Raw genomic sequence first — 20204 nt, 5'->3', positions numbered from 1 at the left:
ATCGACACAGAAAGACCCATCGTGAAAGAAACCACCGCACTCGTCGCGAGCCTGAGCCTTCTCGAGAAGGCCGCGCTGCTCAGCGGGGCGAACACCTGGCAGACGCGTGCCATCGAACGCGCCGGCATCCCCGCGGTCTGGATGGCCGACGGCCCCCACGGCGTGCGCCGGCAGGTCGGCTCGGCAGACCACCTCGGCATCAACGGCTCCGAGCCCGCGACCTGCTTCCCCACCGCCGCGACCGTGGCCGGCAGCTGGGACGACGAGCTCGCCGAGGAGATCGGCACGGCTCTGGGCCGCGAGGCCTCGTCGCAGGGCGTCGGAGTGCTGCTCGGCCCCGGGCTCAACATCAAGCGCAGTCCCCTCGGTGGCCGCAGCTTCGAGTACTTCTCCGAGGACCCCGAGCTGTCGGGGCGCCTCGCGGCGGCCTACGTCCGCGGCATCCAGTCCGAGGGCGTGGCGGCGACGCCCAAGCACTTCGCGGTGAACAGCCAGGAGCTGCGCCGCATGGTCAGCGACTCCGTCATCGACGAGCGCACGCTCCGTGAGATCTACCTGACCGCGTTCGAGATCGTCGTGCGCGAGGCCTCCCCGTGGGGCCTCATGTCGTCGTACAACCTGGTCAACGGGGCGTACGCGCATGAGAACGCGCACCTGCTGATCGACATCCTCCGCCAGGAGTGGGGTTTCTCCGGTGCGGTCGTCTCCGACTGGGGTGGCAGCAACGACGCCGTGGCGGCTGCCGCGGCCGGCGGCACCATCGAGATGCCGTCGCCCGGATTCGACTCGGTGCGGCAGATCGTCGCGGCCGTCGAGTCCGGTGAGCTGTCGGAGGCCGATGTGGATGCCCGTGCGGCCGAGGTCATCGACCTCGTGCGCCGGGTCACCGCGCAGCCGCGCGCCTCGGTCGACCTCGACGCCCACCACGCGCTCGCCCGCCGGGCCGCCGCCGAGTCGGCCGTGCTCCTGCGCAACGACGACGCACTGCTGCCCCTCGCGGGTGGCACCTCGGTCGGGCTGATCGGCGCCTTCGCGACCGCGCCCCGCTACCAGGGCGCAGGCTCCTCGCTCGTCAACGCGACGCGGGTCCCCACACTCGTCGACGCGGTCGGCGCATCGACGCTGAAGCTGGAGGGCGTCGCCGAGGGCTTCCGCCGCGACGGCATCCGCGACGACGAGCTCCACCGCGAGGCCGTCGCGCTCGCCTGCCGCGCCGAGGTCGTGGTCCTCGCGCTCGGCCTGCCCGAGATCGCCGAGTCCGAGGGGCTCGACCGCTCCACCCTGCAGCTGCCGGCCGAGCAGGTGCGCCTCCTCCGCGAGGTGCGGGCGGCGAACCCGCGCACGGTCGTCGTGCTCAGCGCCGGTGGTGTCGTGGAGACGCCGTGGGCGGAGGATGCGGCCGCGCTGCTGCACGCCTACCTCGGCGGACAGGCGGGCGCCGAGGCCATCGCCGACGTGCTCACCGGCGTCGTGGAACCCGGCGGACGCCTCGCCGAGACGATGCCGCTCCGCCTCGCCGACACTCCGACTGCCGGGATGTTCCCGAGTGCGGGGCGCACGGCCGAGTACCGCGAGGGGCCGTTCGTCGGCTACCGCTACTACGAGACCGCCGAGGTTCCCGTGGCCTTCCCGTTCGGCTTCGGCCTGGGGTACACGACCTTCTCGTACTCCGAGCTCGTGGCGGATGCCGAGGGCGTCGAGGTCACGGTCACCAACACCGGCGACCGCGACGGCAGCGACGTCGCCCAGCTCTACGTGGCGCGGCTCGGCGCCTCCGGGGTGACCCGGCCCGTGCGCGAGCTCAAGGGCTACGCGAAGGTGCGCCTCGCGGCCGGGGAGTCGCGGAGCATCCGCATCCCCTTCGGACCGCGCACCTTCCGGTACTTCGACGCCGCCGCGAACGCGTGGCAGGTCGAGGCGGGCGAGTACGAGGTCGCCGTGGGCTCCCACGTGCGCGACCTCCCGGTGCGGGCGACGGTCACGCGCGAAGGCGTCACCGCCTCTGAGCCGGCCACGCTGCCCACTGCGCTGCCGACCGCGCGCGTCGACGACAACACGTTCGCCGCGATGCTCGGCCGCGCTCTCCCGGATTCCGCCTGGGGCAACGGTCCGCTCGCCGAGAACGATCCGATGGACCGACTCGCGACGGCGAAGAGCCCTCTGGCCCGCGCCGGCTTCCGCCTCCTCGACAGTCGCCGCCGCAAGGCGGAGGCGGCGGGCAAACCCGACCTGAACATCCTGTTCCTGCTGAACGGGCCGTTCCGGGTCATCTCGAAGATGAGCGGGGGACTGGCGACGCGCCGTCTCACCGCCGCCGTCCTCACGCTGGTGAACGGGCAGACGATCCGAGGGCTGGGGCGGGTGATCGCCGCGTACTTCGGCGGACGCCGCGACGAGAAGGCGACGAAGAAGGCGTTCGACGCCGCAGCCACGAAGAGGAGTATCTGATGTTCACCGCGATCAAGAACTGGTGGACCGGTTTTCAGGATGGCCGCCCCGAGCTGTCGAAGTTCCTGATGTTCCTCGTGCTCTCCAACGGCGTCACCGTCCTGCAGCTCGCGCTGATGCCGATCTTCCGCTGGGGCTTCGCGACCTTCACGGGTCTCACGGATGTGGGCTTCCAGGCTCTGCCCGTCGGCTCCAACGTCGACGGCAGTCAGTACTACATGTTCGATTACGCGGCGGGTGCCCTGCCCGGCGGAGGCGGCGGGCTCGCCTACTTCCTCGCCGTGCAGATCACCCTGCTCATCGCCCAGGTGATCAACTTCTTCCTGCAGCGCAACATCACGTTCAAGTCGAACACCTCGGTGTGGATCGCGGCCGGCTGGTACACGCTCGCGTACATCGTCATCACCTTCGTCGCGGCCGCCGCGCAGGGGTTCTACAAGGCACCGATCTACGACTTCTTCATGGTCACGCTCGGCTGGGGCTCCACCGGCTCGGTCGTCGCCGACGTGCTCACGATGATCATCAACTCGGCGATCAGCTTCTGGGTCTTCTACCCGATCTTCCGCGTGATCTTCCGTCAGGTGCCGGTCGAGGCCGAGACGGAAGCCGCGGCCGCCGAGGCGACGGCGGACGGTGCCGTGAAGTGATCACCGCATCCGGGAGAATGGACAGTGTGCCCGCGCTGTCCGTGATCGTCCCTGCCTACAACGCGGCGGCCTACCTCGGGCGCGCGCTCGACGGACTGGGGGCGGTGCGCGGCATCGAGGTCGTCGTCGTGGACGACGGCTCCACCGACGGCACGCGTGAGGTCGCCGAGGCCTGGGCGGCGCGCAGCCCGGAGAGCATCCGCGTGGTGAGCCAGGAGAACCGTGGCCACGGCGGGGCGATCAACACCGGGTTGGCCTCTGCCCGCGGCGACTACTTCAAGGTGCTCGACGCTGATGACTGGCTCGACATCCGGTCGCTGCGACTGCTCGTCGCCCACCTCGACGTGCTGCGCGAGACGGGCACCGAGGTCGACGCCGTCTTCACGGACTTCGTCCACGAGCGCCTGGGCAAGTCGCCGAAGGCCGCCCGCTTCGACTCGGTCTTTCCCGAGGGGCGCGTGTTCGAGTGGTCCGACACCGAGCGTTTCGGTCGACGCCAGGTGCTGATGATGCACGCCATCGTCTACCGCACGCAGCTGCTGCGCGACGTCGGGCTCGCCCTCCCGGAGCACACCTTCTACGTCGACAACCTCTTCGTGCTGCAGCCGTTCGCCCGGCTCCGGCGCATGAGCTACCTGCCGGTGCCGCTGTACCGCTACTTCATCGGGCGCGAGGGGCAGTCGGTCGCGCCCGAGGTCATGGTGCGCCGCGTCGATCAGCAGCTGCGCGTGAACCGGCTCGCTCTCGCCACCCTCCCGTCCCACGCCGACCTCGCCGCTGGCGGGGTGCCGCGGCAGCTGCATCGGGCGATGCTCCATCACCTCGAGGGCGTCTGCGCGGTGACCAGCGCCACCCTCGCCCGCGGTGGCACGGCCGCGCACCTGCAGCAGCGGGATCTGTTCTGGCATGAGGTCAGGGCGGAGAACCCGTGGCTGTACACGCGCATGCGCCGGAGCCTGCTCGGGGCGACCAGTAATCTGCCGGGGCAGGCGGGACGACGGGCGACGAACCTCGCCTACCATGTGGCACGGCGAGTCGTCGGCTTCAGCTGATCGGAGAACGGAGGCGGAATGATCCGCATCGGAATCGTCGAGGACGACGGTGCCGCCATCGAGCGACTGCTCTCGCACCTGGATCGCTTCCAGCGCGACCAGGGCGAGCGGTTCCATATCGCCGCCTTCCACGACGGGGCTGACGTCCTCGCCGACTACCGTCCCGACTGGGACGTGCTGTTCCTCGACGTGCAGATGCCCCGGGTCGACGGCATGGCGGCCGCCCGCCGCATCCGCGAGGTCGACTCCGAGGTCATCATCGTCTTCATCACGAGCTCGCCGCACTACGCGGTGGGCGGGTACGAGGTCGACGCCCTCAGCTACCTCCTGAAGCCGGTGGCCTATGCGTCGTTCGAGCAGGAGATGTCGCGGATCCTCACGCGGCTGCAGCGGCGGTCGCGGCGGGAGCTGCTCTTCACCGCGACCGACGGTGTGCACCACCGCGTCGCCGTGGACGACATCCGCTACATCGAATCGATCCGTCACCGCGTCGAGCTGTACACGCTCGACGGCACGTTCAGCATCGCGACGACGTTGAAGGCGATGGAGGCGCAGCTGGCCGACAAGGGGTTCCTGCGCTGCCACAGCGGCCTGCTCGTGAACCTGCGACACGTGACCGGCATCGACGGCAACGACTGCCGCATCCGCGGGGGCGGCAGCCTCCCCATCAGCCGACCTCGGAAACGGGAGTTCTACGCCGCCCTCGCCGAGTACGTCGGTTCGCGCGGAATCTCGGCGTGAACGGCGTCGAGGGGCCGGTCCTCGCCGAGATCCCGCGGTACCTCACGGCGATCGCGGAATGGGGCGCCTGCCTCGTCTACATCTTCGTCGCCCGACGACGGTTCGGGTGGCTGGCGACGATCGGCCTCTGCATCCTCGCGCTGGGGATGCTGCTGGCGGTGCAGCTGTGGGCGGGCACGCTGCCCATCGCGTGGTGGATCCCGGGGATGCTGCTCGCCGCGGCGACCATGTTCGGCTTCGTTTATCTCGGGCTGGACACCTCGGCGCGGGGAGCGGGCTTCGTGCTCGCGCGCACCTTCGTGCTCGCGGAGCTCGTGGCTTCCGGCTTCTGGCAGCTCAACCGGTTCTACGACGGGCTCGGCGATCCGTATTCGCAGCTGGCCGCGGCGGCGGTCGTCTACACCGCAGGTCTCGGGGTCGTCGGGTACGCGGAGCGCCGCCAGTTCAGTCGGGCGGAGCGCTTCGACGTCGGGGGCACGCAGCTGGTCGGCGCGATGGCGATCGCCGTCGCGACTTTCGCGATCTCCAACCTCAGCTTCGTGACCACGGACACGCCATTCAGCGGCCGCTTCGGCACCGAGATCCTCTACATCCGCACCCTCGTCGACCTCAGTGGCTTCATCGCGCTGCACGTCCAGCTGCGCATCCATCGCGAATCCGCGGCGCGGCGGGATGCCGAGGCGATGGCGCAGCTGCTGCGCAGTCAGCACGACCAGTACGAGATCACCCGACGGTCGATCGACGAGGTGAACCGCAAGCATCACGACATGAAGCACCATCTCGATGCGATCCGGTCGGAGCAGGATGCCACGACCCGTGCGCGGATGCTCGACGGTCTCGAGGAGTCGATCCGCCGGTACGGTGCCGTGGTGCGCACCGGCAACCACGTGCTCGACGCGATCGTGACGGCGAAGCTCGCGCGCGCCGGTGAGCGGGGCATCGAGGTGTCGGTCGTGGCCGACGGCGCCCTCCTCTCGTTCATGCGTCCGCTCGAGCTCACCTCTCTCGTCGGCAACGCGCTGGACAACGCCATCGAGGGTGCCGCGCGGGTGCCGGCGGAGGATCTGCGGGTGATCCGGTTCGCGGTCTTCGCGCAGGACGACTTCGCGATGGTGCGCATCGAGAACACCTTCGACGGGGTGGTCCTGCGCGACGGGGATCGCATCGTGACCCGCCAGCGCGGCAGGGGCCACGGCTACGGGCTGCGCAACATCGAGACCGCCGCGGCGGCGTACGGCGGCGCGGTCGCCATCACGGCCGACGACCGGTGGTTCTCGCTGCGGGTCCTGTTCCCGGCGCACGGCGGCACCGACGGCGCGGATGACGGCGAGGGCGACGCCGTCTGACAGGGCGCGCCCTGCCCGCACCGCTACCGTTCATGCGCCGGAACCGACCGATCGTGTCCGCGGCGACCGGCGCGCGGCATCCGATTGGTGTACTGAATGGCGTGAGTGACGCCGTCAGAACCCGCAACCCGCTGTCCGCCGCCTGGGCGGCATTCGCCGAGACGAAGCCGACGCTCGCCGAACTCATCGTGTTCAGTGCGCTCAACGTGGCACTCACGGTGCTGCAGCTCGTGATCATGCCGGTGTTCAAGCTGATGTTCAGCGGCACCTCGCTCGTCGACGTCGACTTCCAGGCCGCGCCGGTGGGCGGCGGCTTCGTCTTCGACTACACGGCCGGCGCGCTGCCGGAGGGCGGGGGCGGGCTCGCGTACTTCCTTGCCGTGCAGATCACGCTGCTCATCGCCACCGTGATCAACTTCTTCCTGCAGCGCAACGTCACCTTCAAGTCCAACACCAACGTGTGGCGGGCGGCCGCCTGGTACACCGTTGCCTACGTCGTGCTCACCTTCGGCGCCGCGGCTCTGCAGACGCTCTACAAGACGCCGATCTACGAGCTGCTGATGGTCACGTGGGGGATGGGAGCGGCCGGGGAGACGGTCGCCGACGTCGTCACGATGCTCATCAACGCGCTCATCTCGTGCGCCGTGTTCTTCCCGATCTTCAAGATCATCTTCCGCCGCGAGGCCGAGGTCGTCGTGGTGGAGGCGGGGCCGGCGGATGCCGTGCCTGCCCTGGTCCGAGAGCGCGTCTGACGCGACCGGCATCGACGTCGGGCTGCAGAAGCTCTACTCAGACGCGTCTTGACTGGGGAGATGAGTAGGGGTTGTCCATGCGGTCAGCGCCTCGCGTACTCGAGCCATCTCTGCAGTCGTAAGGTATCCCTCTGTGCGTGCCCGGGTAGCAGCGTCGAGGAGTCGTCCGGCCTGTACGCGCCCCTGACATTCGAGAAGGGCCTCCGCCGCGGGCTGCGCCGCAATGCCCTCGTACATCGTCGGCTTCGCGCCCTCAGGAGCGGGAGTGAGTGCGATGTGCGCGGGCATCCTGCGTCGGGTGCGCTTGGGGGTGGCGACTGTGATGGTGCGGGGGTTCACGTCTGCAAGGCCGAGAAGGGCCAGCACTGACTCGCCTCGCAGAAAGGCACCCTCTCCCGCCCGCAACGTCGCCTCCGCGTACTCATCGAGAGGGGTGCGCGGGATTGTCTCGTCGCGGTACAACCCGTAAGCGATGTGCGTGAACCTGTTGCGCGTGGCGAGCTTCACCAACTCGATCTTGGGGACACCAGCGTCCTCCGCATCGCGGGTGGTCACATACCCGTAGTTGTCGGCGGCGATCTCATGCACGACATCGCGGTAGGTTGTCTGCGGCATGTCAAAACTATACCACTTTCGGTATAGTTTTGACATGCCCAGGTTGGGGCAGTATCGCCGACCGCGGAGACCTTCCGCCAGTCGTCAGTTTCTTTCGCTCGCCGAGATCTGACCCGGTCTCACGAAACGGTGGCTGCGGCTCCGAGGGGATCCGCTTCGAGCACCACGGTCGCCGGGGCGATTCCGTCGCCGGCAGAGACCGTGACCGTCACCGCGCCGGGGCCCGTGCGGCGGACGACGGCCAGGGCCAGCCCGTCGAACGTCTGATGCGCAGGCCCGTCGTAGGTGTCCGTCGGAGCGGGGTCCCCGCTGCCCACGGCCGCGAGCACGCCGTCGCCGTCCACGCGCACGTCGATGAGTCGGTCCGCTCCGGTGTCGACCCGACCGTCGGCGTCGGTGACCGCGATCTCGATGAAGGCCAGCTCTCCTGACGGGCCGTTCTCCACTCTCGTGACGAGCTGGGTGGCGTCGCCGGCGCTGGACAGGGAGAAGGATTCGGTGCGTGCGCCCTGTCGAATCGCCGTGGCGGTCAGCTCGCCCGGGCGGTAGGCGACGGTGAACTCGGCCCTGTAGCGGTTCTCGGCGCCCGCGGCGGCCGTGCCGATCACCTCTCCGTCGAGGGCGAGCTCGACCTCCTCCGCGTCGCTGTAGACCTCCACCGCGAGCGGTGCGCCCTCGTGGCCCGTCCAGGTCCAGCTGCCGATGCTGTCGCTCCAGGTCCAGGGCCCCGCATAGAAGGTCTTGTCCTCGTTGCCGGGGCGCGACACGGCGATGTAGGGGGTCGTGCGGAGCCCGAAGACGATCTCCCGATAGAACGAGGCGGGGCGGCGGGAGCCGATCAGATCCAGGTCGCCGCACCAGGCGGCGATCCAGGGATACGGGCCGCTGAGACTGGGTGTCTCTCCTTCGGCGAGGTGATGGGCGCGTCCGATTCCCGCCTCTCCCAGGTAGTCGAAGCCGGTCCAGGTGAAGTCGCCGATGACGTGCGCGTTCTCGGTGACGAGCGCCCAGTTGTGGTCGATGCGCGTGGGGAACGTCTCGGTGCCGACGATCACGCGGTTCGGGAACAGCTCCTTGTCCATCTCGTAACGGCCGTCGAGGTAGTTCATGCCGGCGATGTCGAGCACGCCGAAGGACTCGGCGGTCTTCTCCGTGACCATCGGGGAGGTGCCGATCTGGTTCATGAACTCTCCTGGCCCGGCCATGAGGGTGTTGATCCCCGCGGCGTCACCGTCGCCCTGTCCGCGCTGCGCGGCGAGCTTCTTGATGTCGTCCATGACGGCGAGCATCCCGTTGACCGCGTTGGTGACATACCGCGTCGGGTCGAGTTCGCGCACCTTCTCGGCGAGTGCGCGACCCGTGAGACCTCCGGCCGGCGAGCCGGTCTCGGGGATCTCGTTGCCGATGGAGTACATGATCACGGACGGGTGATTGAAGTCCTTCGTCACCATCGATTCGACGTCGCGCTCCCACCACTCGGTGAAGTGGAGCGAGTAGTCGTGGGGCATCTTGTTCGAGGTCCACATGTCGAAGGTCTCGTCCATGACGTAGACACCCAGCCGGTCGCACGCCTCGATCATGGCGACGCTCATCGGGTTGTGCGAGGAGCGGATCGCATTGAAGCCGGCCTCCTTCAGCAGTCGTACGCGGCGCTCCTCGGCGTCCGCGAACGTCGCCGCCCCGAGGATTCCGTTGTCGTGGTGGACGCAGGCCCCGCGGAGCTTCACGACCTCGCCGTTGACGCGCAGTCCGTGCACGGGGTCGACCTGGAGTGTGCGGATGCCGAAGGCCGCCGAGGTGTCGTCGATGCCCGCGCCGTCGACGACCAGATCCACGGCGGCGGAGTACAGGGCGGGACTCTCGGCGCTCCACAGCTGCGGTGCGCGCACGTAGAGGCGCTGCCGGCTGCGGGAGCGTCCGTTCGCCTCGACCGTCACCGGGACGGTTCCCCGTGCGACGGTGGTCCCTGCCGGGTCGGTAAGGGTCACGGCGACGTCGACCGTCTCGCGACGGTTGCTCGTGCTCGCCACGATCACGTCGACTTCGACGACGGCGCCATCCGGTTCGATGTCGGATGCGCTGACCCGCACCCCGTCGATCGGGATGTGGACGGCCGGTCCGACGTGGAGCCAGACGTCGCGGTAGATGCCCGCGCCGGTGTACCACCGGGAGTCTCCGCCGTGCCGTGATTCGACCTCGATGAGGTTCTCTTCGCCGGGGCGCAGGAACCGGTCGGCGTCGATCGTGAACCCGGAGTAGCCGTACGGACGCTGCCCCGCGAAAGCGCCGTTGATGTGCACGGTCGCGTCGCGGTAGACGCCCTCGAACTCGAGGACGATCCGCTGGCCGGCGAGGTCGGCCGCGGGGGTGAACGTCGTGCGGTACTGGTACGCGCCGGCGGGGAAGTAGGCGACGGCGCCGTCTCCGTCGGGATCGCGCTGTTCGTGGATCAGCGCATCGTGCGGGAGCGTGACGTCGGTGTACGGCGTGCTGACTCCGCCGAGTTCGGCGAACGGGTTCTGCTTCGGTCGAAACTGCCAGCCATCGTTGAATGCCGTGCGCTTCATCGGGTCTCCTTCGGTCGTGCGGTGGGGCTGCTCAGGGAATCGCGGACGGCATCGAGCACCTCGAGGGTGGCGATGCTGTCCGCGAGGGGGTGGGTGGGGTGCTCGGTCCGGTGCTCGGCGATCGCGAGGGTGACTGCCTCGAGCATCGGGACGTACCCGTTGCCTCGGCGTTCGTGCTGCGTGCGATGCGGCTCGGTCAGGGCGCGGGAGATCGGACCCGCGTGGGTCGTGAACTCATCCGCGGCCCAGAAGGGTGCGGGCGCGGTCATCCACCCGTCGGTGCCGCTGACGGATGCCGTCGGCTCGATGTACTCGACCATCGACGCGCTCAGCTGCGCGAATCGTCCGTCGTCGTACTCGAAGGTGGTGTGGACGGTGAGGTCGACACCGTCGTCCCAGAGGCGACCCGTCGCGTGTATCCGCGAGGGCCGTCCGAGCACATCGAGGGCGAGGGTGATCGGATAGATCCCCTGGTCGAGCAGCGTGCTGCTGGCGCGCTCGGCGGTCCAACGGGGGGAGTCGGCCGGGCCGAACGGCAGTCCGAACGAGGCGCGCACGCTCCGGACCTCGCCGATCGCCCCGGCTCGCGCCGCCGCGACCAGATCACGGTACGCGGGGTTGAACCGCATCCACATCGCCTCCATCGCGAAGCATCCGCTCGCCGCTGTGGCGCTCGCGATCTGCCGGCCCTGGTCGGCGTTCACGGCCATCGGCTTCTCGATGAGGACGTGCTTGCCGGACTCAAGAGCGGCGATCGCGATCGCTGCATGGGTGGCATGTGGGGTGGCGATGTAGACCGCATCGACCGTCGGGTCGTCGAGCAGGGCGGACACGCTCCCGTGGGCGACGGCGAACCCCTGGTCCGCCGCGAACCTGCGGGCCCGTTCCGGATCCCGGGAGCACACCGCGTGGCGGCGTGCTCCCGGGGTGAGGCGGAGGTCGTCCGAGATGGACTGGGAGATGAAGCCGGTGCCGATGACCGCCCAGTTCACCTCGGCGCCGTGCGTGCTCATGTCAGCGCTCAGGAGTTCGAGGCGGAATCCACCGCGGCCCGTCGGGCGGCGAGGTCGCGCTGGATCTGGGAGAGGTGCTTGTCGATGTTCAGGAACCAGATGATGATGCCCATGAGCACGGCGACGATGAGCGGAAGCCACAGGTAGAGGAAGATCTCCATGCTGACCGCGCTCGCCGGCTGCGAGGCCGCCTGGCCGTCGTAGTTGCCCGCGGCCAGCAGCCAGCCGACGAGGGCGACGCCGAGGCCGGCACCGAAGTTCTGGCCCGCGGTCGCGGCGGCATACGTCATGCCGTCGAGTCGGTAGCCGCTCTTCCACTCGCCGTAGTCGACCACGTCGGCGACGAGCGCGAAGAGTCCGGCCGCGGCGGGGATGCCGCCGATGGAGCGGACGAGTCCGCCGGCGATCACGAGGGTGATGTTGCTCGGGTCGATGAGCGAGATGAGGATGCCGATGACCGTGACGATGACGCCGACCAGAATGAGCTTGCGCTTGCCGAAGCGGGCGATGAACGCGGGCATGAACCAGAGGCCGATGATCAGGGGGAGGAGCTGGACGAGGCCGAGGAAGCTGTAGATGTTCGGGTCGCCGAGCACGTCCTTGGCGAAGTAGATGCCCACGCCGGCCGTGCCCGAGAGCAGGTAGTTGAGCAGGAAGAAGCCGAACGCGAGGAAGAAGTACGGGTTGCCGGTGAGGATGCGGAGGGACTTGCCGAGGGGGAGCTTGACCCCGTCGTCCTGCTTGATCGTCGACTTCACGCGCTCCTTCGTGCCGAAGAACACGATGAGGAACGTGACGGCGGCGATGATGCCGTAGACGACCGAGATCATCGTCCAGCCGGCCTGGCCTCCGCCGTTCGCGGTGACGACCGGGATCGTGACGAAGTTCACGACCAGCGTGGTGACCAGGGCGAAGAACGTGCGGATGACGGTGAGGGAGACGCGCATCTTCGAGTTGCTCGTGATCACCGAGAGCAGCGTGTGGTACGCCAGGTTGGACCCGACGAAGCCGACGCCGAGGCACAGGAAGTACATGGCGAAGGCGTAGAACTCCTTGGCCCCGGCGCCGAGTCCGGCGGGCACGTTGAAGAGCAGGATGAATGAGATGACCACGACCGGGGTCGAGAACAGGATCCAGGGTCGCGCCTTCCCCCAGCGGGTGGAGGTGCGGTCGATGAACGTGCCGAGGATGAGGTCCATGGTGCCGTCGAGCACGCGGCCGAAGAGCAGGAGGGTTCCGGCGATCGCTGCGCCGATGCCGACGGTGTCTGTGAAGTAGAAGAGCAGGAACGCGGAGATCGGCGCGAAGATCAGGTTGCCGCCGATGTCTCCGACGCCGTACGCGAGCCGTTCGCGGACCTTCAGTTTCTGACCGCTCGGGTCTCCGATCGTCTCGCCGACCGCGACGGCGGCCAGCGATGCCGTCACCGATTCCTCTGCGCTCACGGCTACGGCGGCGCGTTGCTGTTCCGCCGAGGTCCGGGTCGAATCCTTCGCCATGGCTGACTCCTTCGTCATGAATGGGACCGGTCACAGTGACCGCTGGTGTCACGTGTCAGTGACACGCGACACCACGGTAGATGGCGGAGGTGTCACGTGTCAATAGCGATGTGCGAGACTGGGGCCATGACGGTGGATGTGCAGCCGGCTCGACGAGCCACGAGCAAAGACGTGGCCGCGAGCGCGGGAGTGTCCCGATCGACCGTGAGCCAGATCCTCAACGGCGACGAGCGGTTTCCCGAAGAGACCCGCGCGCGCGTGCGGGCTGCCGCCGACGCTCTGAACTACCGCCCGTCGCGGGCAGGGCGAGCGCTGGTCACCGGTCTCAGCGACATCGTCGTGGTCGTCGTCCCCCACGCGACCTTCGGCCCTCACCTGCAGGACTCGGTCGACCGGATCACGGGAGCCAGCGCGACCGCCGGAATGAGTGTCGTCGTGCGGTTCGCGAGGATGCAGGACGAGACGACGCTGACCTCCGTGCTCGATCTGCGGCCGGCTGCCGTCGTCGACTTCGGAGTCTTCACCTCGGCGCAGCGCGAGCGGATCCAGGCATCCGGGACGTTCATCGTTCCCCGGCGGGCGTACGTCGCCGACGGCGCCGATCCCGACCCGATCGACATCGAGATCGGGCGGATCCAGGTGCGCGAACTGCTGCGGAGCGGCCCCCGGCGGCTCGTCTATGCGGCGCTCGCGGACAAGCGCCTGGACCCGTTCGGGCCACCGCGCCTCGAGGGGATCCGGCGAGAGGCGCGCGACCGCGGCCTCGACGCGCCGCTCACCCCGCGCATCCCGCTCGACGTCGGGGGCGCCGTGAGAGCGCTGAAGGAGGCACGCGACGAGGCGGGTCCTGCTCCTCTCGGCATCTGCGCCTACAACGATGACGTTGCGATCGCGGTGGTCGCCGCCGGTCGCGCGCTCGGCCTGCGGATCCCCGAGGATGTCGCCGTCATCGGCGTCGACAAGACGGCCGTCGGCCAACTCGTCAGCCCGCGGCTCAGCACGGTGGCCATCGACCAGCCTCTCCTCATGGACGCGTTCGTGCAGGACCTGGCCGCCCTGGCAGCGCGCCGCGCAGACGCGGATCCGGAGCGATACGAGTTCGACCTCGACCGTGTGCTCGAGCTGGTGCGCGGGGAGACGACCTGATCGTCGCCTGGGGGGAGCGACACCAGGTCGCCCTCTATCTCGCGGCGATCGTGATCGGTGCCGTGGTGGGCCTCTGGGCGCCCGCCGTCGCGCATCCGCTGGAGCTCGCCATCACTCCCGTCCTCGGGCTGCTGCTGTACGCGACGTTCCTCGGCGTCCCGTTCTCGGCGATCGGGCGCGCATTCCGCGACATCCGCTTCCTCGCCGTGCTGCTGGTCGTGAACTTCGTGATCGTGCCCGTGATCGTGTTCGGCCTGTCGCGCTTCGTCGCTCACGATCAGGCGCTGCTGGTCGGCGTGCTGCTCGTCCTGCTCACGCCGTGCGTCGACTACGTCATCGTGTTCACCGGGCTCGCCGGCGGGGCGAAGGAGCGACTGCTCGCGGCCGCGCCCCTCCTGATGCTGGGTCAGATGCTGCTCCTGCCCCTGTATCTGTGGCTCTTCGTCGGACCGGAGCTGATCGACGCCATCGACCTCGCCCCGTTCCTCGACGCGTTCCTCCTGCTGATCGTGCTTCCCCTCGCGGCTGCAGGGCTCACCCAGTACGCAGCCTCGCGCACGCGCGCGGGCCGAGCCCTGAGCGATACGGTCCAGAGCGCGATGGTGCCGCTGATGATGCTCACGCTCGCGGTCGTCGTCGCCTCGCAGATCGCCGGCGTCGGCCGGCAGCTCCCCGCACTGCTCGCGACGATTCCGCTCTATGCCGCCTTCGCCGTGATCATGATCCCCGTCGGCGTCGTCGCCGGCAGAGCAGCGCGCCTCGACGTCGCCCGCACGCGCGCTGTCGTGTTCTCGGGCGCCACCCGCAACTCGCTGGTCGTGCTCCCGCTCGCCCTCGCGCTGCCGACGACCTTCGCGCTCGCACCGCTCGCCGTCGTGACGCAGACGCTCGTCGAGCTGATCGCCATGGTGATCTTCGTGCGCCTCATCCCCCGATTCGTGCCGGTGCGGCAACGGCCGTGAAACCCGCAGACACGCCGGAATGGATGCGCCCCGCAGGGCGCATCCATTCACGGAACCTCCTCAGGGTCGAGACATGATGGCGGCGCCGACGCGCTCCTGCAGTGCGAACACGCGCGGGACGTAGGTCTGCGGTCGAGGAGAGCTGCCCCCCGCACCCGTGTCGACCCACAACCCGAAGTTGAGCAGCGCGATCACGCGTGGATGACGGTTCGCGACCCGCAGATACTCGTACTGCCGGTCGAGGATCTGCGCCTCGGTCGTCCACGTGTTCCAGGTGTCGGGCACGTTCGGCGGGAACAGATAGATCTTGTCGTTCTGATCGCTGGCCATCTGCTCGAGGCGGTTCGCCGACCACTCCAGCTCGGTCTCCGTCATGTTGTAGGCATCCATGCCGTACCAATCGACGTCGGGCGGCACGGCTACGGAGTTCGCGATGTCGATGTAGGTCATCGTGAACATGATCGGAAGATCGGGGATGTCGCCCGCGTTGATGCTCGCCTGCACCGCCTTGGCCGACCAGTCGAGCTGCTGGTAGGTCACGCCCTTGAGGTAGGCCTCGTCCTCCAGGTAGTACGCCGCGATCTTGTCCTTGTATGGCTGCAGCATCTGCACGAATCCGTTCCAGCGGTTGAGGTTCGGCTGCTGCTGGTGGCTCTGCGGCGTGAAGAACTCGCTCCCGACGTAGACGATGCATCCCTTCGGCGGGCACGCGGCGAACTCTCCGGTGTCGTAGGAGAGCGGGCTGGCGTCGAGAGTCGGAGAGACGTTGATCCAGTGCAGGTTCGAGATCCCCTTCATGTCGGGAACGTGATTCCCCGCGAGGTCGTCGTTCCGCGTTCCGTATGTGCCGAAGTACTTCAGCGTGGGGAACGGATCGACACGACTGATCGTCAGATCGTCGATCGCGCTCACCTCGCGCAGCTGAGTCGCACTTCCGTTGCTGATGTAGGCGCCCAGGTAGAGGTAGGGCTTCTTCAGGGCGGCGGTCAGCGAGGTCGTCCGGGTGGCGCCATTGACGGTCACCTCGAGATCCGGAGTCGCGCCGGCGTCGGTCGCGCGAATGGACACGGCGAAGCCGCTCGGGCGGATGGGGGCGCTGAAGGTCGGTCCCACCAGGACTCCGCCGCGATAGAGCGCGACGGTGCCGTCGCGAGCGACCGTCATGCTGAACTGGTTCTGGGAGTCTGTGACGTAGCCCTTTCCGGTGCTCGACGACGAGAGCATGATCGAGACCCAGTCCGTGGCGCTTCCGAACGATCCGGGGTCAGGCTTGACCGTCGCGCGGATCTCGAAGGCGCCGGCGCTGTCGGCCGAGACGGGCATGTCCAACTTCACTGCTGAGGGGGCGACCCAGAACGAAAGCTGATTCGGGAAGCTCGGGTTGTTCACCTGCGAATGCGTGGCGGGCGGCGTCGCCGTGTTGCTCCAATGGCCGGGCACACGCGAGTACGTCAGCGGCATCGCCAGACCGGGCTCACGCGCTCCGAGGTTCTGGTTCAACCCGTAGTCGGACGCGTAGACGTTGGCCCCATCGAAGTTGTCCGCGAACTGCGCGACTCGGCTGACGGTGAGGTCGTCGACTGTGCTGACCTCTGCTGTCGTCGTCGCGGAACCGTTGCTGAGGTAGGCGCCGAGGAGGACGTACGGCTGCACGAGCGCCCCGGTGAGCGTCGCCGTTCGAGTGGCGCCGTTCACGGACACTGCGAAGCTGGGACTCGCCGTCGACGCGTTGGACACCGTGACGCTGACGTCGAAACCCGTGGCCGTTCTCGTCGCCAGAAGCTCGGACGACCACAGGGCTGTGCCGCGCTGATAGAGCATGACCTTGCCGTTGCGGCTCACGGTGAGCCCGGCGTCCACGGTCGTCGCCGTCACGTAGCCGGTCGATCCGCCCGTCTTCGCGAGCATCAGCGAGACCCAGTCCGCGTCGTTGCCCCGTGCGTTCGCGTTCGGGTTGACCTTGGCCGTCAGCGTGTAGGAATCGGCCGCGTCGGTCATCGCCGGCGCATCGAGGCGCACGGCCGAGTGCTGCGCCCAGAACGAGAGCTTGCCTGCGAAGTCGGGGTGGTTCACCTGGCTGGCATAGCTGGGCGGGGTCGCCGCAGGAGTCGACCAGTTGCCGTGGACCCTCGTGTAGGTCACGCCCTTGCCGGGCCCGCTCTGGCGCGTCGAGATCGAGTCGTTCAGTCCGTACGTGGGATCGGCGTCCCTCGCATCGTTGAAGCTGTCGGTGAACTCCGGGGTGCCGGCGGCCGACGCCGGTTCGGCGACGAGGGGGACGGCGAGAGCCGTCGCCGTGACGACGGCCGCGACGATGCCGGCGAGTAGCCGCCGTCGATGCGGGCGTCGCAGAGGGACTGTCGATTCAGCGTCCAGCGCGCGTACACGTTCCATGGATGGCTCCCTTTGTCGGGGCGACTCACGGTGGAATACAATTTCACGAAGCCGCTTCAGGAGTGAAAGTAACGATCATCCTGGGCGGTGTCAAGGATTCGTCGGGATCGGGGTCCGACTGCGATGCCCTGCTCGATTCTCGACGCGGTTCAGGAGGTGACGGTGCGGCGGGCCTCGTCGATGCTCCTGCTCAGCGCCATTCGCACTCGTTCGTCGACTCTGACGCCGGCGCCCCGCAGAGCCAGCACCGCAGCTCCCGTGAGCCCGTCGTCGACGGGGATCAGCTCCGCGGGATATCCGTCCGCACGCAGGCGCTCTTCGATGCGCCGTCGGAGCGTCGGCTGCTGCGCGAGGATCCCGCCCGTCGCCACGACGGGATCCGTCGCCGACCCCTGCACGGCGCGCAGCGTGGCGTGGAGCCCCTCCGCGGCCTCGTCGATGATGGACAGCGCGACGGCGTCGCCGTCGGCTGCAGCGTCGAAGGCGAGTGGTGCCAGTCGGGCGAGCTCCACCGGACGCGCGGCGTATGTCGATGTCAGGATCTGCATGATCTCGGGCGGGCGGCCGTCATCCGCGCGGGATGCTGCTGCCGCCGATGCCGGCATGCCGGCGACCAGGAGCGCGCTCAACGTCGTCTCCGGTCCGCGACGGTCCAGGTTCGCGAGGGCTGCGCGCGCGACCCGGTGGCCGATCCAGAATCCGGAGCCGACATCGCCGAGGAGCCACCCGAGGCCGTCGGCTGTCGCCACCGCCTGCCCGGCGTGCATCCGTACGGCGGCCGCTCCGGTGCCGCTGATGAGCACGCTCCCGTTCTCGGCGGCGGTTCCGGAGCAGAAGCCGGCCATCGCGTCCGAGTCGAATCGGACGATGGCGTGCACGCCGAACGATGCGAAGGCTGTCTGCAGGGACTGCTCGAAAGAGGTGCCCGAACTGATCCCCGCCATCGCGATGGTGACGGCGTGCACGTCCTGCGGCGCGGTCTGCGCCGCTGACAGGGCGTCGGCGGCCGCGGACGCGAGGGAGGCGATGGCGATCGGGGCTCCCGCCGAGATCGGGTTGCCGGCACCGTGGCGCGCGACGCCCAGGCATCGGGCGTCTTCTGTGATCGCCGCGCAGCGGGTACTCGTTCCTCCGGCGTCGATCGCGAGCAGCACGGGATTCATCTTGGCACCCGCAGGACGCATTGTCTCCGGTGGGTAATTCGCGGTTGACATTCCGGAAGCATAAAACTATCTTTCACAATCAACAGCATTTAGAGAACGGAAATCTCATAGTGGCAACAGGCTCCACTCCGGTCACCGCAGAGTTCGGGCTTCGCGCCCGGCTGCAGGGCACCGTTCCGACGATGTCGGCATCCATGGCGAGGACGGCACGTCTCCTGCTGGAGAACCCGGACCTCCCGATCTCCCTGTCGATCTTCGAGTTCGCCGAGCGAGCCGGGGTTTCGGCGCCGACGGTCACCCGCTTCTGCAAGTTCATCGGGTACAGCGGTTACACCGGACTGCGCGTCGGCGCGGCGGCCGAGCTCGGCCGCTCCGTGGGAGAGGACAGCATCGTCGGTGAGCCGGGCGCATCCGCGCACCCCGAGATGAGCGACGAGGATGTGCTGCGCACCTTCCTCGCCAGCCATGTGCAGGCGCTGCGCGCGTCGGCCGATCTCGTGAACCTCGGCGACATGCGCCGGGTCGCGCGGATGATCTCCGACGCTCCGCAGGTCGACGTCTACGGCGTCGGCGGCTCCGGCACCGTCGCCCACTCGCTGGTGGACCGTCTGTACCTCGTCGGCGTCAACGCGCGCGCATGGACCGACGCCCACCTGGGTCTGATGAGCGGAGCCATCCTCCCCGAGGGTGCGGTCGCGATCGGCATCTCGAGCTCCGGAGAGACGAGCGACACGATCGAGATGCTCGCCGAGGCCCGGGCGAGCGGAGCGTGGACGGTCGCGATCACCAGCAACCCGCACACGACCATCGCCGAAGACGTCGAGGTCGTGATCCAGACCGCGCCGCCGAACGACTACCTCGACCTCGGGAGCCTCACCTCCTCGCATGTCCAGACGTTCGCCGCCGACCTGCTCTACCTGCTCGCCTCCTGGAACCGCGAGGAGAAGAAGGAACGCAACGCGGCAGCGGCCATGAATGCGATCTCCGGTCGCCGACTGAACTCGCGGTCTGCCCGCCCCTCCCCTCGCGCGGCAGAACCGTCGCCGCCGAAGTCCTGAAGGAGTACCACCGATGTCCCAGCTCTTCCCCGCATTCGCCGATGAGGTACGGCACCGCATCGAGGCTCTCGACCGCTCGGCCGCGTCCGGCGGCCTCGACGCCGCGATCGAGATCCTGAGCTCGTCGCTGCAGCGCGGCGGCGTCATACACGCCTTCGGCACGGGGCACTCCGAGGCCTTCGCCATGGAGATCGCCGGTCGCGCCGGCGGCTTCATCCCGACCCATCAGATCGCTCTGCGCGACCTGGTGCTCCTCGGCTCCCGGGAACTGGCCGAGATGGGCAGGCCCGAGTTCGAGCGCGACCACACGGTCGCCGATGAGCTGTTCGATCTCTACGACATCCGCCAGGAGGACGCGTTCATCATCGCCTCGAACTCCGGCGCGAACGGCTCCACCGTGGGGCTCGCGCTGCGTGCCAAGGCGGAGGGGCTTCCCGTCATCGCCGTCACCAGCCTCGAGCACTCCCGCGCCGTGGAGACGAAGCACCCGAGCGGCAAACGACTTTTCGAGGCGGCCGATGTCGTGATCGACAACCTCGCCCCGTTCGGCGACGCCACGATCGAAGTGGCGGACGGCCTGCGGGCCGGCGCCGTGTCGTCGATCACGGCGGCGTACATCGCGCAGCTCCTCACGCTCGGCACTGCAGACCGGCTGCGGCTCGATGCGGAGCTGCCGCCGATGTACATCTCCGCGAACATCCCCGGCGGCGACCAGCACAACGTCGGGCTTCAGGGCCGCTTCGGTGCTCGCATCCTCCCGTACGCGCACCTCGATGAGCGCTCCACGCGCTAGCTACACAC

16 protein-coding genes are annotated in these 20204 nt (G+C 68.6%); 10 read left to right on the top strand and 6 right to left on the bottom strand.

Annotated features, from left to right (window positions below):
• Positions 1-21 precede the first annotated feature (21 nt).
• From BQ2383_RS09610 to BQ2383_RS09585, 6 genes are all read left to right on the top strand, one after another.
• Positions 22-2448: a glycoside hydrolase family 3 C-terminal domain-containing protein gene (locus tag BQ2383_RS09610; protein ID WP_244175969.1), complete on the top strand. Its 2427-nt coding sequence runs from the start codon at positions 22-24 to the stop codon at positions 2446-2448.
• Positions 2448-3095 (top strand): hypothetical protein, encoded by a 648-nt coding sequence (locus tag BQ2383_RS09605; protein ID WP_091033018.1) that lies wholly within the window; start codon positions 2448-2450, stop codon positions 3093-3095. The genes BQ2383_RS09610 and BQ2383_RS09605 overlap by 1 nt, the downstream gene beginning before the upstream one ends.
• Before the next feature lie 17 nt (positions 3096-3112).
• Positions 3113-4147, top strand: coding sequence for a glycosyltransferase family A protein (locus BQ2383_RS09600; protein WP_091033015.1), 1035 nt, complete (start codon positions 3113-3115; stop codon positions 4145-4147).
• Between the two features lie 18 nt (positions 4148-4165).
• Complete coding sequence (locus BQ2383_RS09595; RefSeq protein ID WP_029264036.1) at positions 4166-4888, top strand: LytR/AlgR family response regulator transcription factor; 723 nt, start codon at positions 4166-4168, stop codon at positions 4886-4888.
• On the top strand, positions 4885-6234 hold the full coding sequence (locus tag BQ2383_RS09590; protein ID WP_091033011.1) for a GHKL domain-containing protein: 1350 nt from the start codon (positions 4885-4887) through the stop codon (positions 6232-6234). The genes BQ2383_RS09595 and BQ2383_RS09590 overlap by 4 nt, the downstream gene beginning before the upstream one ends.
• Before the next feature lie 101 nt (positions 6235-6335).
• Entirely contained in the window at positions 6336-6986 is a 651-nt protein-coding gene (locus tag BQ2383_RS09585) for a hypothetical protein (RefSeq protein WP_208617649.1), read from the top strand.
• Positions 6987-7019: 33 nt separating this feature from the next.
• Here the strand turns inward: BQ2383_RS09585 and BQ2383_RS09580 are convergent, their stop codons facing one another.
• The 4 genes from BQ2383_RS09580 to BQ2383_RS09565 form a co-directional block, all read right to left on the bottom strand.
• Positions 7020-7601: a hypothetical protein gene (locus BQ2383_RS09580; RefSeq protein ID WP_091033008.1), complete on the bottom strand. Its 582-nt coding sequence runs from the start codon at positions 7599-7601 to the stop codon at positions 7020-7022.
• A 119-nt stretch (positions 7602-7720) separates the two neighbouring features.
• Positions 7721-10168: a glycoside hydrolase family 2 TIM barrel-domain containing protein gene (locus tag BQ2383_RS09575; RefSeq protein WP_091033005.1), complete on the bottom strand. Its 2448-nt coding sequence runs from the start codon at positions 10166-10168 to the stop codon at positions 7721-7723.
• Positions 10165-11181 (bottom strand): Gfo/Idh/MocA family protein, encoded by a 1017-nt coding sequence (locus tag BQ2383_RS09570; RefSeq protein ID WP_091033003.1) that lies wholly within the window; start codon positions 11179-11181, stop codon positions 10165-10167. The genes BQ2383_RS09575 and BQ2383_RS09570 overlap by 4 nt, the downstream gene beginning before the upstream one ends.
• Before the next feature lie 8 nt (positions 11182-11189).
• Entirely contained in the window at positions 11190-12680 is a 1491-nt protein-coding gene (locus BQ2383_RS09565; RefSeq protein WP_167381590.1) for an MFS transporter, read from the bottom strand.
• 126 nt (positions 12681-12806) lie between these two features.
• Between BQ2383_RS09565 and BQ2383_RS09560 the strand changes: the two genes are divergently transcribed.
• Entirely contained in the window at positions 12807-13826 is a 1020-nt protein-coding gene (locus BQ2383_RS09560) for a LacI family DNA-binding transcriptional regulator (RefSeq protein ID WP_167381589.1), read from the top strand.
• Between the two features lie 50 nt (positions 13827-13876).
• Positions 13877-14788, top strand: a complete 912-nt coding sequence (locus BQ2383_RS09555; protein ID WP_244175965.1) for an arsenic resistance protein — start codon at positions 13877-13879, stop codon at positions 14786-14788.
• A gap of 60 nt (positions 14789-14848) precedes the next feature.
• On the opposite strand, the gene BQ2383_RS09550 is transcribed toward BQ2383_RS09555, so the two are convergent.
• Together BQ2383_RS09550 and BQ2383_RS09545 are read right to left on the bottom strand one after the other, a co-directional pair.
• On the bottom strand, positions 14849-17182 hold the full coding sequence (locus tag BQ2383_RS09550) for a hypothetical protein (RefSeq protein WP_091032993.1): 2334 nt from the start codon (positions 17180-17182) through the stop codon (positions 14849-14851).
• Between the two features lie 149 nt (positions 17183-17331).
• Positions 17332-18396, bottom strand: coding sequence for an N-acetylglucosamine kinase (locus BQ2383_RS09545; RefSeq protein WP_091032991.1), 1065 nt, complete (start codon positions 18394-18396; stop codon positions 17332-17334).
• A 59-nt stretch (positions 18397-18455) separates the two neighbouring features.
• Between BQ2383_RS09545 and BQ2383_RS09540 the strand changes: the two genes are divergently transcribed.
• Together BQ2383_RS09540 and BQ2383_RS09535 are read left to right on the top strand one after the other, a co-directional pair.
• Positions 18456-19403 (top strand): MurR/RpiR family transcriptional regulator, encoded by a 948-nt coding sequence (locus BQ2383_RS09540; RefSeq protein WP_091032988.1) that lies wholly within the window; start codon positions 18456-18458, stop codon positions 19401-19403.
• 13 nt (positions 19404-19416) lie between these two features.
• On the top strand, positions 19417-20196 hold the full coding sequence (locus tag BQ2383_RS09535) for a sugar isomerase domain-containing protein (RefSeq protein WP_091032985.1): 780 nt from the start codon (positions 19417-19419) through the stop codon (positions 20194-20196).
• The last annotated feature ends 8 nt before the right edge of the window (positions 20197-20204 follow it).

It is taken from the genome of Microbacterium oxydans, from assembly GCF_900095745.1.
Lineage (GTDB): Bacteria > Actinomycetota > Actinomycetes > Actinomycetales > Microbacteriaceae > Microbacterium > Microbacterium oxydans_B.
The sequence above is the reverse complement of the archived record's forward strand: the minus strand, read 5'-3'. Positions and strand labels throughout refer to the sequence as shown.

Excerpts from the sequence above, each read along its gene's own strand:
- BQ2383_RS09605 (WP_091033018.1), top strand. The coding sequence starts at position 2,448 with ATGTTCACCGCGATCAAGAACTGGTGGACCGGTTTTCAGGATGGCCGC.
- BQ2383_RS09600 (WP_091033015.1), top strand. The coding sequence starts at position 3,113 with ATGGACAGTGTGCCCGCGCTGTCCGTGATCGTCCCTGCCTACAACGCG.
- BQ2383_RS09595 (WP_029264036.1), top strand. The coding sequence starts at position 4,166 with ATGATCCGCATCGGAATCGTCGAGGACGACGGTGCCGCCATCGAGCGA.
- BQ2383_RS09580 (WP_091033008.1), bottom strand. The coding sequence starts at position 7,601 with ATGCCGCAGACAACCTACCGCGATGTCGTGCATGAGATCGCCGCCGAC.
- BQ2383_RS09575 (WP_091033005.1), bottom strand. The coding sequence starts at position 10,168 with ATGAAGCGCACGGCATTCAACGATGGCTGGCAGTTTCGACCGAAGCAG.
- BQ2383_RS09570 (WP_091033003.1), bottom strand. The coding sequence starts at position 11,181 with ATGAGCACGCACGGCGCCGAGGTGAACTGGGCGGTCATCGGCACCGGC.
- BQ2383_RS09565 (WP_167381590.1), bottom strand. The coding sequence starts at position 12,680 with ATGGCGAAGGATTCGACCCGGACCTCGGCGGAACAGCAACGCGCCGCC.
- BQ2383_RS09560 (WP_167381589.1), top strand. The coding sequence starts at position 12,807 with ATGACGGTGGATGTGCAGCCGGCTCGACGAGCCACGAGCAAAGACGTG.
- BQ2383_RS09550 (WP_091032993.1), bottom strand. The coding sequence starts at position 17,182 with ATGGAACGTGTACGCGCGCTGGACGCTGAATCGACAGTCCCTCTGCGA.
- BQ2383_RS09545 (WP_091032991.1), bottom strand. The coding sequence starts at position 18,396 with ATGTCAACCGCGAATTACCCACCGGAGACAATGCGTCCTGCGGGTGCC.
- BQ2383_RS09535 (WP_091032985.1), top strand. The coding sequence starts at position 19,417 with ATGTCCCAGCTCTTCCCCGCATTCGCCGATGAGGTACGGCACCGCATC.